Consider the following 14339-nt stretch of genomic DNA (forward strand, 5'->3'; position numbering starts at 1 on the left):
ATGCTGCAGATCGCTGATAAAACCTTTTCTTCCCGGCTCTTTACCGGAACCGGCAAATTTTCCAGCCCAACCGTGATGCTAGACGCGCTAAAAGCGTCCGGCACGCAGTTGGTCACCATGGCGATGAAGCGTGTGGATCTGCGAGGCGGTGATGACGGCATCCTTGAACCTTTACGTCAGCTGGGCGTACAGCTTCTGCCCAATACCTCCGGCGCGAAAACCGCCGAGGAAGCCATTTTCGCCGCCCGCCTCGCGCGCGAAGCGCTGGGAACAAGCTGGGTGAAGCTGGAGATCCATCCCGACGTTCGTTATCTGCTGCCGGATGCGATCGAAACCCTCAAGGCCGCCGAAACCCTGGTACGGGAAGGCTTCACGGTACTGCCCTACTGTCATGCCGATCCGGTGGTGTGCAAGCGGCTGGAGGAAGTCGGCTGCGCCGCCGTGATGCCGCTTGGCGCGCCTATCGGCAGTAACCAGGGACTGAAGACTCGCGACCTGCTGGCAATCATCATCGAACAGGCCAGCGTGCCTGTGGTGATTGACGCAGGCATCGGCGCGCCCAGCCACGCCAGCGAAGCGCTGGAAATGGGCGCAGACGCGGTGTTGGTCAATACCGCGATGGCCTCCGCGCGGGATCCCATTCAAATGGCGCGCGCGTTCCGCCTGGCCGTTGAAGCCGGCGAACTGGCTCGTCACAGCGGCCTGGGCAGCCGTCAGCCGCAGGCCGTCGCCACCAGCCCGCTGACCAGCTTTTTGCGTAGCGGAGCGGTTTTATGAAAAGTTTCGTTTCGCAGTGGCAGCAGCTCGACTGGGATGATATTCGCCTGCGCATCCACAGCAAGACCTCAGCCGACGTAGAGCGGGCGCTTAATGCGCCCGTCGTCGGTCGTGAAGAGCTGATGGCCCTGCTTTCGCCGGCCGCGCAGGACTGGCTTGAGCCTATGGCGCAAAGAGCGCAGCTCCTGACACGCCAGCGCTTCGGCCACGCCGTTAACCTTTTCGTCCCGCTCTATCTCTCCAATCTGTGCGCCAACGACTGCACCTATTGCGGTTTCTCCATGAGCAACCGCATCAGGCGCAAAACGCTGGATGCGCAGGAGATAGAGCGTGAGTGTCAGGCGATTCGGGCGATGGGCTTTGACCAGCTGCTGCTGGTGACCGGTGAGCATCAGGCAAAGGTTGGCATGGCCTATTTTCGCCAGCATCTGCCCGCCATCCGCGCGCATTTCAGCTCGCTGATGATGGAAGTGCAGCCAATGGCTGAAGAAGAGTACGCCGAATTGAAAACGCTGGGACTGGACGGCGTGCTGGTTTATCAGGAAACCTATCATCCGGCGGTCTACGGTCAGCATCATCTCAAAGGCAACAAGCAGGATTTCTTTTTCCGGCTGGAAACCCCGGACAGGCTGGGTCGCGCAGGCATTGATAAAATCGGTCTGGGCGCGCTAATCGGTCTTTCCGATAGCTGGCGCACCGACTGCTATATGATGGCGGAGCACCTGTTATGGCTGCAAAAAACTTACTGGCAAAGCCGCTATTCGGTCGCTTTTCCCCGACTGCGCCCTTGCGCGGGCGGCATCCAGCCCGCTTCCATTATGGACGAGGCGCAGCTGGTGCAGGCGATCTGCGCGTTTCGTCTTTTCGCGCCGGAGGTTGAACAGTCGCTGTCGACGCGCGAATCGCCGCAGTTTCGCGATCAGGTAGTGCCGCTGGCGATCAACACGCTCAGCGCCTTTTCGAAAACGCAGCCCGGCGGCTACGCTGATGCTCAGAGCGAGCTGGAACAATTTTCACCGCATGACAACCGTCACCCGCAGCAGGTTGCGGAAGCGCTGGTCAAAGCCGGCCTGCAACCGGTGTGGAAAGACTGGGATAGCTGGCTGGGCCGGGTTTAACCGCTGCCGGAAACGCGCCGGCGGTCGTGCTGGCGCGTATCGGGTTTGATAATGACTCAGGCGCTCGCGCTACCGGGCATACCGGGCATCGGCGTTTCCGGCAGTTTAGACGGCACGTCCGCGAACAGCACTTTGCCCAGCAGGCTGTCTTTGTTCACCGCGCCATAGCGGAGATTGGTCTGAAGATATTTACGATCCAGGCCGGTCAGCTTCACGATAGGCGGCAACACGTCCGGCAGACGATCGATCATCAGCATCCGGCTGAGCTGTACTGCGTCCCAGCTCACCAGACGCTGATAGTAAATTGCGTTGGCTTCGCACTTTCTCAGGTAGAAGTTGTACTGATTATCTTCACGCATCGCCTGCTGCTGGGTGATATTCAGAATAAGATATTGTGGATCGGTGATCTTCTGCACCACTTCCTCGTAATTGGGAAGCTGCTGCAGCTGCCTGAACATCTCCGCCGCGCCCAGCTCCGTAATCGGCCGGAAATAGCGCAGCCAGTTTTCGATAAACCGGTTATTTTTCGGTGCGGCCATAAACCAGGTTTCAATCACCGGATAGCGGCGATCGACGGTAGAGACGTCGCGATAAAAAGCGACCATATCGTAGCGATTACTGGCGTTAACCGCTAAAAAATCGTCCAGCGTGCGGTTGAGGATAATACTGGCGTCCATCCAGACGCCGCCATATTTGTACAGCAGCTCCAGGCGAATTACGTCGCTTCGGTGCGCCACCAGCATATCCTGACGCTTAAACGTCAGCCCTGGCAGATACTGCGACAGATTGCTGTCGTTGACTACGGTCACGGTCCAGGCCGGGTTTTCACGCGAGATTTTGTTTACGAAACTCTGAATTTCTTTCGGCAGCTTCGCGCCAGCCCAGAACATCCAGACCTGTTTAGGGATCTCATTCAGCGGCCTGTCATGAATAACGATATCCATATCCTGTTCCAGCGCAGGATTATACTCCGCTAATTTCTTTCTTTTTATCAGCGTCTTTTCAAGACGCAAACGTAATGAAACCGCGTTCTTCAATACCGGACGCGCCAGCGCTTTTAGCTTTTTTTTATTCATAATTACCTCACGGCAGCTGGCTGACAAAGACGTAGCGCGCTCTTATCCGGCAGCTGGGAATTTTTTATTAACTTAGCAAGATGAGAAAGACATCACAATATTGCCAGGGAAGTCTGAATAACTTTAAGATAAAGCTCATGTCAAAAAAGATTAAAAAGTAATTAATAGAGAGAAACAATATAAAACAGGAAAATAAGCGGCTATCAAAAACCTAATAAACGCAATTACGTATTTATAAAGAAAAAAATGATAATGCAATAAGAGCCGGGCAAAGTCTTTTATAAAATAACTCTGATTATCGCTGGACCTTAATAATGGCTGGCCACGGCAATGTTGTTGTCTGTCATTCCTTACCTACCTGCCACTTCAGCCAGGGAAACCTCTGTCGCCTGTTCAATCGCCGTACCCAGTAAAGCCAGCGCTTTTTCCGTCTCCGCCGTGAAGGGCAAGCCGTAATTCAGACGCAGGCAGGTCTGGTATTTGCCCGAGGCGGAAAGCAGTGAACCCACGGCAATCTGGATATCGTTGTCGCGCATCTGTTTATTCAGCTTCGCCATATCGGTCGTTTCCGGCAGTTCGATCCATAACAGATAGCCGCCCTGCGGTCGCGTAACGCAGATGCCGCAGGGAAAGTGCTGCAGTACCGCGGCGGTGAAAACTTCCAGATTACGTTGGTAATACTGCCGCATCCGGCGCAAATGGGCGGGATAAAAGCCCTGCCGCACAAACTCTGCCGCTGCAATCTGCGTCTGCTGTACGGTCGAGCCGGTGACGATATATTTCATGTGCAGCACGCGATCCAGATAGCGGCCAGGCACAACCCAGCCAACGCGCAGGCCTGGCCCCAGCGTTTTGGAAAACGAGCTGCAAAGCAGCACGCGACCCTCGCTGTCGAAGGCTTTAACCGTTGGCGGACGAGGATATTCCCATGCCAGCTCGCCATAGACATCGTCCTCAATAATGGCGATATCAAAACGCTGCGCCAGCTTTACCAGCCCGCGCTTGCGCTGCTCCGGCATAATGAATCCCAACGGGTTGTTGCAGTTAGGCACCACGATGACGGCTTTGATTGGCCACTGCTCCAGCGCCAACTCCAGCGCTTCCAGGCTGATGCCGCTTTGAGAATCGGTCGGAATCTCGATGACTTTAATACCAAAGCCGTGCAGCACCTGCAGAATGCCGTGGTAGCAAGGGGATTCAACCGCGACGATATCGCCTGCCTGACAGACGGCACGCACAGAAACGGATAGCGCTTCGTGACAGCCGTTGGTCACCACAATTTCTTCCGGCGTAACATGACAGCCGCTGTCTATCGCCAGTCTGGCGATCTGCTCCCGTAGTTCAGGCATGCCGTATATATTGTCATATTCAAACAGCCTGATGTCCTGCTGCTGCCCGATGCGGCTGATAATTTTCCACAGCGGTTTTAGCGTGGACTGCGTCAGGTTGGGCGTCCCGCTGCCAAGCTGCAGGATATCTTTTTCCTGCCGCAAACTAAGCAATTTCAGGACGGCGTCCCACTGCGTAATATCGACCGGCCGCTGGGTCGGACGCGTCAGTGCAGGCATCGGATGTGCCGATTTATGCGGCGTAACAAAATAGCCCGAACGCGGCTGCGGCGTGATCAGCTGCTGTTCTTCCAGTAAATAATAAGCCTGCTGAACTGTACTGATGCTAACGCCGTGCTCTTTACTGAGCGCCCTTACCGACGGCAGCCGTTCCCCACAGACGTAAAGCCCCTGATTAATACGCTGCGCCAGCAGCTTAGCCAGGTGCTGATAACGTGTCATCGCTCTTGTTTTCCTTTGCGGATTAAAAACCAGTACAGATACCGAATCGAACAACCATTCAGAACTACTATCGCGCACTTTGTATGTTAAATAAAAGTGATTATTGCATCTGTATCGTCTCGCCGCCGCCGCGCACAATAACTCTACGGCGGAATAAGGAGACGAGCATGGAATTTAATGAAAACAAAGGCGGACAGCCTTTTAAAGACTCACCTTTCGTCCTGATGTTCAGGCTACCGCGACGGCTCTGGCTGGCCTGGCGGCAGCGAGCCTATAGCCGCAAAGTATTAGCGCGACTGAGCGATGCGCAGCTAAAAGATATCGGGCTGACCAGCGAAGATGTGCGAAAATTTAAGTAGGCAAGCCGGGCGACTTCGCTATGGTTTGCACATAAAAAAACCCCGTCAATGCGGGGTTTTTTCGTTCCAGAAGCGGATTGCCGTCCGGCACTGGGTGTTACTGCTGAATTGCGAATACAAGCCAACCACACGGTCAATATATAGCCGCATAAAATAAAAAACCAGTGGTTTCTAAAACCATTATTCATACCATTTATTTCTGCAGTGGATATCACAAAATAGCTGTGGTGTCTGTGCAACTTCACAAAGTTACTGCATAACAGCCCTCATTTTCCCGATAACGAAATGCCGGTTTATTTTTAAACTGTTACTGTTGCGTCGGAGCCGTTTCGCCTGTTGCCGCAGGCCACCGGACTCAGGAAACGGCATCTGCAATACCGCGAAAACAAGTCAACTACACTGCTTTTTTCGTTTGCAGCGTTCCGGTGAGCGGCAAGCGATAGCGGTTCCTGAGAAAGGAATCCCCATGAAAAAACGCAACGGACTGTTGTTGGTCACGTTATTCATGGCGCTGATGATGAGTGATAACGGCGGCTGGCGCATTAATATGTCAGACGTGCGGATAACGCTCAACGTAAATCAGAGCAGGTAAGGCCGCAAGCCGCTCTTCTGAGCGGCTTTTTTAAATGTCCTGAATTTCAGCCAAAAAAAACCCCACCGAAGTGGGGTTTTATGGTCTGCTGAAACAACGATTAGTCGTCGTTTCCGCCCAGACCCGCGTTCAGCAGTTCCGCCAGGCTGGCGGAAGCTTCGTCTGCGGTAACCTGTGGCGCCGCAGGGATTTCGCCTGCCGCTTTACGACGCATACGATCCTGATGATAAGCGTAACCGGTACCGGCTGGGATCAGACGGCCCACGATGACGTTTTCTTTCAGGCCGCGCAGTTCGTCGCGTTTGCCCGCAACGGCTGCTTCGGTCAGTACGCGCGTCGTTTCCTGGAAGGATGCGGCCGAGATAAAGGACTCGGTCGCCAGTGACGCTTTGGTGATACCCAGCAGATCGCGCATATAGGTCGCTGCGATTTTGCCGTTGGCTTCCAGTTCACGGTTAGAGATCTTAACGCGTGAAACTTCAACCTGCTCACCGTCCAGGAAGTCGGAGCTGCCTGCGCTTTCGATGGTTGCTTTACGCAGCATCTGACGCACGATGACTTCGATGTGCTTATCGTTAATCTTAACGCCCTGCAGGCGGTAAACTTCCTGCACTTCGTTAGTGATGTAACGGGTAACCGCATGCACGCCGCGCAGACGCAGAATGTCATGTGGTGACTCTGGGCCATCGGAAACCACGTCGCCGCGCTCTACGCGTTCACCTTCGAACACGTTCAGCTGACGCCATTTCGGAATCATCTCTTCGTACGGATCGCTGCCGTCAACCGGCGTAATCACCAGACGACGCTTGCCTTTGGTCTCTTTACCGAAGGAGATAATACCGCTGATCTCCGCCAGGATAGCTGGCTCTTTCGGACGACGCGCTTCGAACAGATCCGCAACGCGTGGCAGACCACCGGTGATGTCCTTGGTACCGCCAGATTCCTGCGGAACACGAGCCAGGGTGTCACCCGAGCTGATCTTCACGCCATCTTCCAGCTGCACAATCGCTTTACCCGGCAGGAAGTACTGAGCAGGCATATCGGAGCCTGGGATCATGACGTCGTTGCCGTTGGCATCCACGATTTTCAGCGCAGGACGCAGATCTTTACCGCCGGAAGTACGTTCAGCACTGTCCAGGATCACCAGAGAAGAAAGACCGGTCAGGTCATCCGTCTGACGGGTAATGGTCTGGCCGTCGATCATATCGGTAAAGCGAACGAAACCGCTCACTTCGGTGATAACCGGCATGGTGTGCGGATCCCAGTTTGCTACGGTTTCGCCCGCTGCAACCTGCTCGCCGTCGCCTTTCGCCATGGTAGAACCGTAAGGAACCTTATAGCTCTCTTTGGTACGACCGAATTCATCGATCATTTTCAGCTCGGTGTTACGCGAGGTGATAACCAGCTTGCCAGCGGAGTTGGTAACCGACTTGGCATTAGAGAGTTTGATAGTACCTTTGTTCTTCACCTGGATGCTGGATTCAGCAGCCGCACGAGATGCCGCACCACCGATGTGGAACGTACGCATCGTCAGCTGTGTACCCGGCTCACCGATGGACTGTGCTGCGATAACGCCGATGGCCTCACCTTTGTTGATGATGTGACCACGCGCCAGATCGCGTCCATAACAGTGGGCGCACACGCCGAAGTCGGTTTCACAACTAACCACGGAGCGAACTTTCAGGCTGTCGACAGAGTGCTCTTCCAACAGGTCACACTGCTGTTCGTGCAGCAGGGTGTTGCGTGGCAGCAGGATGTCGGCCGTGCCCGGCTTCAGCACGTCTTCTGCGGTAACACGACCCAGTACGCGTTCGCGCAGTGGTTCTTTCACGTCGCCACCTTCGATAACCGGAGTCATCATGATGCCTTCGTGCGTGCCGCAGTCGTCTTCCGTTACTACCAGATCCTGCGCGACGTCTACCAGACGACGAGTCAGGTAACCGGAGTTCGCGGTTTTCAGTGCGGTATCCGCCAGACCTTTACGAGCACCGTGGGTCGAGATGAAGTACTGAAGTACGTTCAGACCTTCACGGAAGTTCGCGGTGATCGGCGTCTCGATGATGGAGCCATCTGGCTTAGCCATCAGACCACGCATACCGGCCAGCTGACGAATCTGCGCGGCGGAACCACGAGCACCGGAGTCGGCCATCATAAAGATGCTGTTGAAGGAAACCTGACGCTCTTCTTCACCGTCACGGTTAATGACGACTTCGGTAGAGAGGTTTTCCATCATCGCTTTAGCAACGCGTTCGTTGGCCGCAGCCCAGATATCGATCACTTTGTTGTAGCGTTCGCCAGCGGTAACCAGACCAGACTGGAACTGCTCCTGGATCTCGGCAACTTCGGTTTCCGCTTCGCTGATGATCTCGATTTTCTTCTCCGGGATCACCATGTCGTCGATACCTACAGACGCGCCGGAGCGTGCCGCGTAAGCAAAGCCGGTGTACATGGTCTGGTCAGCAAAGATAACCGTCGGCTTCAGGCCCAGGATGCGGTAACAGGTGTTCAGCATCTTGGAGATCGCTTTCTTACCCAGCGCCTGGTTGACGATGGAGTAAGGCAGGCCTTTCGGCACGATCATCCACAGGATCGCACGACCAACAGTCGTATCGATCAGGCTGGTTTTCGACGTCCATTCGCCCTGCTCGTTTTTCTCGTGCTCGGTGATACGCACCTTAACGCGAGCGTGCAGAGAGGCCAGGCCAGCGCGATAAATACGCTCGGCTTCTTTTGGACCAGTCAGCACCATGCCTTCGCCTTTGGCGTTAACACAGTCGCGGGTCATGTAATACAGACCCAGTACAACGTCCTGAGAAGGAACGATGATTGGCTCGCCGTTCGCAGGTGACAGGATGTTGTTGGTAGACATCATCAGCGCACGCGCTTCCAGCTGGGCTTCCAGCGTCAGCGGCACGTGAACAGCCATCTGGTCACCATCGAAGTCGGCGTTATAGGCCGCACAAACCAGCGGGTGCAGCTGGATAGCTTTACCTTCGATCAGCACTGGCTCAAACGCCTGGATGCCCAGACGGTGCAGCGTTGGCGCACGGTTCAGCAGAACCGGGTGTTCGCGGATCACTTCATCCAGGATATCCCAGACGACGGCTTCTTCGCGCTCAACCATTTTCTTGGCGGCTTTGATGGTGGTAGCAAGACCACGCAGCTCCAGCTTGCCGTAGATAAACGGTTTGAACAGCTCCAGCGCCATTTTCTTCGGCAGGCCACACTGGTGCAGACGCAGGTATGGACCAACGGTGATAACGGAACGGCCAGAGTAGTCAACACGCTTACCGAGCAGGTTCTGACGGAAACGACCCTGCTTACCTTTGATCATATCGGCCAAAGATTTCAGCGGACGCTTGTTGGAACCGGTGATCGCACGACCGCGACGGCCGTTATCCAGCAGCGCATCGACCGCTTCCTGCAGCATACGTTTTTCGTTACGTACGATGATATCAGGCGCGGCCAGATCCAGCAGGCGCTTCAGACGGTTGTTACGGTTGATCACGCGACGGTACAGATCGTTCAGATCTGACGTGGCGAAACGACCGCCATCCAGCGGCACCAGCGGACGCAGATCCGGCGGCAGTACCGGCAGCACAGTCAGGATCATCCACTCTGGCTTGTTGCCAGACTGCACGAACGCTTCCAGCAGCTTGATACGCTTGGTCAGCTTCTTACGCTTGGTTTCGGAGTTGGTTTCGTTCAGCTCTTCACGCAGCTGCTCGCACTCCTGCTCCAGATCCATGTTTTTCAACAGGGCCTGAACCGCTTCGGCGCCCATCTTCGCGTCGAACTCGTCGCCAAACTCTTCCAGCGCGTCCAGATACTGCTCTTCAGTCAGGATCTGACGGCGCTCAAGGTTGGTCATGCCGCCTTCAACAACGACATAAGATTCGAAGTAGAGCACGCGTTCGATATCGCGCAGTGGCATATCCAGCAGCAAACCGATGCGTGACGGCAGCGATTTCAGGAACCAGATGTGCGCGGTCGGCGAAGCCAGCTCGATGTGGCCCATACGCTCACGGCGAACTTTAGTCTGGGTAACTTCAACGCCGCACTTCTCGCAGATCACGCCGCGATGTTTCAAACGCTTGTACTTACCGCACAGGCATTCGTAATCTTTTACCGGCCCGAAAATACGCGCACAGAAAAGCCCGTCACGTTCTGGTTTGAACGTACGGTAGTTAATGGTTTCCGGCTTTTTAACTTCGCCAAAAGACCAGGAACGGATCATGTCTGGCGAAGCCAGCGCAATTTTGATCGCATCAAACTCTTCGGTCTTAGTTTGCGCTTTCAGAAACTTAAGTAAGTCTTTCACGGATTAGCTCCCGTCGGAGTGAGACTTCTCAAGACGGCCCGGCAATTCGGGCCGCCTCGTAACCAGTACAAATTCGAGTGCTTACTCGTCTTCCAGCTCGATGTTGATACCCAGCGAGCGGATCTCTTTCAACAGTACGTTGAAGGATTCCGGCATGCCCGGTTCCATCTGATGGTTGCCGTCAACGATGTTTTTATACATCTTGGTACGGCCGTTGACGTCATCAGACTTCACGGTCAGCATTTCCTGCAGGGTATAGGCGGCGCCGTATGCTTCCAGCGCCCACACTTCCATCTCACCGAAGCGCTGTCCACCGAACTGCGCCTTACCACCCAGCGGCTGCTGAGTAACCAGGCTGTAAGAACCGGTAGAACGCGCATGCATTTTGTCATCAACCAGGTGGTTGAGTTTCAGCATGTACATGTAGCCAACGGTAACCTGACGCTCAAACTGCTCGCCGGTACGGCCATCGAACAGGGTGATCTGACCGGAAGAAGGCAGGCCGCCGAGCTGCAGCAGCTCTTTGATCTCGCTCTCTTTCGCGCCGTCAAACACTGGCGTGGCAATTGGCATACCTTTTTTCAGGTTCTCGGCCAGACGCAGCACTTCGTCATCGCTGAAGGTATTCAGGTCTACTTTCTGACGCACGTCGGTGCCCAGATCGTAAGCGCGCTGAATAAACTCACGCAGTTTGGAGACTTCTTCCTGACGCTTGAGCATGGCGTTGATCTTCTCGCCGATGCCTTTCGCAGCCATACCCAGGTGGGTTTCCAGAATCTGACCAATGTTCATACGTGATGGTACGCCCAGCGGGTTCAGTACGATATCGACCGGCGTACCGTTCTCGTCGTATGGCATATCTTCGATCGGGTTGATCTTGGAGATAACACCTTTGTTCCCGTGACGACCTGCCATTTTGTCACCAGGCTGGATCTGACGTTTAACGGCCAGATACACTTTCACGATTTTCAGCACGCCCGGTGCCAGGTCATCGCCCTGAGTGATTTTGCGGCGTTTCGCTTCGAGTTTCTTCTCAAACTCGTGCTTCAGCTCGTCGTACTGCTCCGCCAGCTGCTCCAGCTGACTCTGTTTTTCTTCGTCGGTCAGGCCGAGTTCCAGCCAGCGCTCGCGCGGCAGCTTGTCCAGTTTTTCCGCTTCAACGCCGCCGGAAACCAGCAGGTAGTTGATACGGCTGAACAGGCCGGCTTCGAGGATCTGCAGTTCTTCAGACAGGTCTTTCTTCGCCTGCTTCAGCTGCATCTCTTCGATTTCCAGCGCGCGCTTGTCTTTTTCCACGCCATCGCGGGTAAAGACCTGCACGTCGATAACGGTGCCGGAGACGCCGTTTGGCACACGCAGAGAAGAGTCTTTAACGTCAGACGCTTTCTCACCGAAGATTGCGCGCAGCAGTTTCTCTTCTGGCGTCAGCTGGGTTTCGCCCTTCGGCGTAACCTTACCAACCAGAATGTCGCCGCCGGTCACTTCCGCACCGATATAAACGATACCGGATTCATCCAGTTTAGAGAGCGCAGCTTCACCCACGTTAGGGATGTCGGCGGTGATCTCTTCCGGCCCCAGCTTGGTGTCGCGAGACACGCACGCCAGTTCCTGAATATGGATAGTGGTGAAGCGATCTTCCTGTACCACGCGCTCGGAGACCAGAATGGAGTCTTCGAAGTTGTAGCCGTTCCACGGCATGAACGCCACGCGCATGTTCTGACCCAGCGCCAGCTCGCCCAGATCCGTAGACGGGCCATCGGCCAGCACGTCGCCGCGCTCGATCGGCTCGCCCAGATTCACACACGGCATCTGGTTGATGCAGGTGTTCTGGTTAGAACGGGTGTACTTGGTCAGGTTGTAGATGTCGATGCCCGCTTCGCCCGGATACATCTCGTCTTCGTTAACTTTGATAACGATACGGGATGCGTCGACGTACTGTACGGTACCGCCACGTTTCGCTACGGCAGTAACGCCGGAGTCAACCGCTACCGCGCGCTCCATACCGGTACCAACCAGCGGCTTATCAGCGCGCAGAGTTGGAACCGCCTGACGTTGCATGTTTGCACCCATCAATGCGCGGTTGGCGTCATCGTGCTCCAGGAACGGGATCAGCGACGCACCGACGGAAACCACCTGCTGGGTGGAAACGTCCATGTAGTCAACCTGATCGCGGCTGAACAGGCTCGATTCGCCTTTGCTACGGCAGGTCACCAGGTCGTCCACGAAGTGACCTTCGTCGTCGAGATTGGTGTTCGCCTGAGCGATAACGTAGTTACCCTCTTCGATTGCAGAGAGGTAATGAATTTCGTCGGTCACCACGCCTTCGCGCACGCGACGGTATGGGGTTTCCAGGAAACCGTACTCGTTGGTCTGTGCGTACACGGACAGCGAGTTAATCAGACCGATGTTTGGACCTTCAGGCGTTTCGATTGGGCACACGCGACCGTAGTGAGTCGGGTGAACGTCTCGAACTTCAAAGCCTGCGCGCTCACGCGTCAGACCGCCTGGGCCAAGCGCAGAGATACGACGCTTGTGCGTAATCTCTGACAGCGGGTTGTTCTGGTCCATAAACTGTGACAGCTGGCTGGAACCAAAGAACTCTTTCACTGCTGCGGAGATCGGCTTGGCGTTGATCATATCCTGAGGCATCAGGGTATCGAGGTCGCCCAGGGAAAGACGCTCTTTCACCGCGCGCTCAACACGTACCAGACCTACGCGGAACTGGTTCTCGGCCATTTCGCCAACGGAACGGATACGACGGTTGCCGAGGTGGTCGATATCATCCACTTCGCCAATACCGTTACGGATACCGATGAGCTTCTTCATCACTTCGATGATGTCGTCTTTGCTCAGGATACCGGAACCTTCGATCTCGTCACGCAGCAGAGAACGGTTGAACTTCATGCGGCCTACCGCAGAAAGGTCATAGCGGTCTTCAGAGAAGAACAGGTTCTCAAACAGGTTTTCAGCCGCTTCACGCGTTGGCGGTTCGCCAGGACGCATCATGCGGTAGATCTCAACCAGCGCGCTCAGGCGATCGGTGGTTGGGTCGACGCGTACGGTCTCGGAGATGTACGGGCCGTGATCCAGATCGTTGGTAAACAGCGTTTCAATGCGCTTGTGGCCGGACTGGCTCAGTTTAGCCAGCAGATCCAGCGACAGCTCCATGTTCGCGGCAACGATCAGCTCGCCGGTGCTTTCGTCGATGTAATCTTTAGCGACGACTTTACCCGCGATATATTCAACCGGAACTTCGATGTGCTCAACGCCATCTTTTTCCAGCTGACGAATGTGGCGTGCGGTAATGCGACGGCCTTTCTCAACGTATACGGTGCCGTTGGCTTCGATGTCGAAAGAGGCGGTTTCGCCGCGCAGGCGCTCAGGCACCAGTTCCATCTGCAGCTTGTTGTTGCGGATCTCATACACGACTTTTTCGAAGAACAGGTCGAGGATCTGCTCAGTGGTGTAGTTCAGCGCGCGCAGAATGATGGTCGCAGGCAGCTTACGGCGACGGTCGATACGAACGAACAGGTTGTCTTTCGGGTCGAACTCAAAGTCCAACCAGGAACCACGGTAAGGGATGATGCGTGCGTTATACAGCACTTTACCCGATGAGTGGGTTTTACCCTTATCGCTGTCAAAGAAGACACCAGGACTACGATGCAGCTGAGAAACGATAACACGCTCTGTACCGTTGATGACAAAGGTACCGTTATCGGTCATGAGCGGAATTTCGCCCATGTATACTTCCTGCTCTTTAATGTCTTTTACGGTGCCTTCGGGCGCTTCACGCTCGTAGATCACCAGGCGCAGTTTTACGCGCAGAGGAGCAGAATACGTGACGCCACGAATCTGACACTCTTTCACATCAAAGACAGGCTCGCCTAAACGGTAGCTGACGTACTGCAGCTCAGAGTTACCGCTATAGCTTTGGATAGGGAATACGGAACGGAAAGCAGCTTCCAGACCATACTGACCTTCCGGATCTTGCTCGATGAACTTCTGGAACGAGTCAAGCTGGATAGAAAGGAGATAGGGAACATCCAAAACCTGTGGACGTTTGCCAAAATCCTTACGAATGCGTTTTTTCTCGGTATAGGAGTAAACCATAGGGTTCCTCAGCTCGCTGAAAAGTAGAACCTCTCTGTCCGTCCAGGGGGGACAGTTCATGCAACACTATTTTGTTGGGTCGGAATGAACAGCTTCCGTAATACCTCTTTCTATCACTCTTAAATCATTTCATTGCCGTGCAAGGCAGGGAACCCTGCGGGAAGGCAGTATATTAAGGCGTCGATAGAAAAAGACA

The 14339-nt window shown here is 54.8% G+C and carries 8 protein-coding genes; 4 read left to right on the plus strand and 4 right to left on the minus strand.

The genetic code is table 11. From position 1 onward, the window contains the following. The gene (locus tag MKZ79_RS15390; RefSeq protein WP_336143415.1) at positions 1-777 is read left to right on the plus strand and encodes a thiazole synthase; all 777 of its coding nucleotides are present in this window, start codon (positions 1-3) and stop codon (positions 775-777) included. Then, a complete protein-coding gene (gene thiH / locus MKZ79_RS15395; RefSeq protein ID WP_336143417.1) occupies positions 774-1895 on the plus strand; it encodes a 2-iminoacetate synthase ThiH in 1122 nt (373 codons plus the stop codon). Before MKZ79_RS15390 ends, thiH begins: the two co-directional genes overlap by 4 nt. Positions 1896-1951: 56 nt before the next feature. Here the strand turns inward: thiH and MKZ79_RS15400 are convergent, their stop codons facing one another. Then, complete coding sequence (locus tag MKZ79_RS15400; RefSeq protein WP_336143418.1) at positions 1952-2971, minus strand: glycosyltransferase family 32 protein; 1020 nt, start codon at positions 2969-2971, stop codon at positions 1952-1954. 350 nt (positions 2972-3321) lie between these two features. Continuing rightward, positions 3322-4761: an aminotransferase-like domain-containing protein gene (locus tag MKZ79_RS15405; protein WP_336143420.1), complete on the minus strand. Its 1440-nt coding sequence runs from the start codon at positions 4759-4761 to the stop codon at positions 3322-3324. Positions 4762-4928: 167 nt separating this feature from the next. Between MKZ79_RS15405 and MKZ79_RS15410 the strand changes: the two genes are divergently transcribed. Together MKZ79_RS15410 and MKZ79_RS15415 are read left to right on the plus strand one after the other, a co-directional pair. Beyond that, the gene (locus MKZ79_RS15410) at positions 4929-5120 is read left to right on the plus strand and encodes a DUF1127 domain-containing protein (protein ID WP_336143422.1); all 192 of its coding nucleotides are present in this window, start codon (positions 4929-4931) and stop codon (positions 5118-5120) included. A gap of 466 nt (positions 5121-5586) precedes the next feature. After that, positions 5587-5712 carry a hypothetical protein gene (locus MKZ79_RS15415; protein WP_336143424.1) on the plus strand — a complete coding sequence of 42 codons (126 nt, stop codon included), beginning with the start codon at positions 5587-5589 and terminating at the stop codon, positions 5710-5712. Between the two features lie 100 nt (positions 5713-5812). On the opposite strand, the gene rpoC is transcribed toward MKZ79_RS15415, so the two are convergent. Together rpoC and rpoB are read right to left on the minus strand one after the other, a co-directional pair. Then, on the minus strand, positions 5813-10033 hold the full coding sequence (gene rpoC, locus MKZ79_RS15420) for a DNA-directed RNA polymerase subunit beta' (RefSeq protein ID WP_336143426.1): 4221 nt from the start codon (positions 10031-10033) through the stop codon (positions 5813-5815). Between the two features lie 81 nt (positions 10034-10114). Further along, the gene (gene rpoB / locus MKZ79_RS15425) at positions 10115-14143 is read right to left on the minus strand and encodes a DNA-directed RNA polymerase subunit beta (RefSeq protein WP_336143427.1); all 4029 of its coding nucleotides are present in this window, start codon (positions 14141-14143) and stop codon (positions 10115-10117) included. Positions 14144-14339 lie beyond the last annotated feature (196 nt).

Source organism: Erwinia sp. CGal63, assembly GCF_037026505.1.
Classification (GTDB): Bacteria; Pseudomonadota; Gammaproteobacteria; order Enterobacterales; family Enterobacteriaceae; genus Erwinia.

Coding starts and splice junctions, on each gene's coding strand:
- MKZ79_RS15390 (WP_336143415.1), top strand. CDS start 1: ATGCTGCAGATCGCTGATAAAACCTTTTCTTCCCGGCTCTTTACCGGA.
- rpoB (WP_336143427.1), bottom strand. CDS start 14,143: ATGGTTTACTCCTATACCGAGAAAAAACGCATTCGTAAGGATTTTGGC.
- MKZ79_RS15415 (WP_336143424.1), top strand. CDS start 5,587: ATGAAAAAACGCAACGGACTGTTGTTGGTCACGTTATTCATGGCGCTG.
- MKZ79_RS15405 (WP_336143420.1), bottom strand. CDS start 4,761: ATGACACGTTATCAGCACCTGGCTAAGCTGCTGGCGCAGCGTATTAAT.
- thiH (WP_336143417.1), top strand. CDS start 774: ATGAAAAGTTTCGTTTCGCAGTGGCAGCAGCTCGACTGGGATGATATT.
- MKZ79_RS15410 (WP_336143422.1), top strand. CDS start 4,929: ATGGAATTTAATGAAAACAAAGGCGGACAGCCTTTTAAAGACTCACCT.
- MKZ79_RS15400 (WP_336143418.1), bottom strand. CDS start 2,971: ATGAATAAAAAAAAGCTAAAAGCGCTGGCGCGTCCGGTATTGAAGAAC.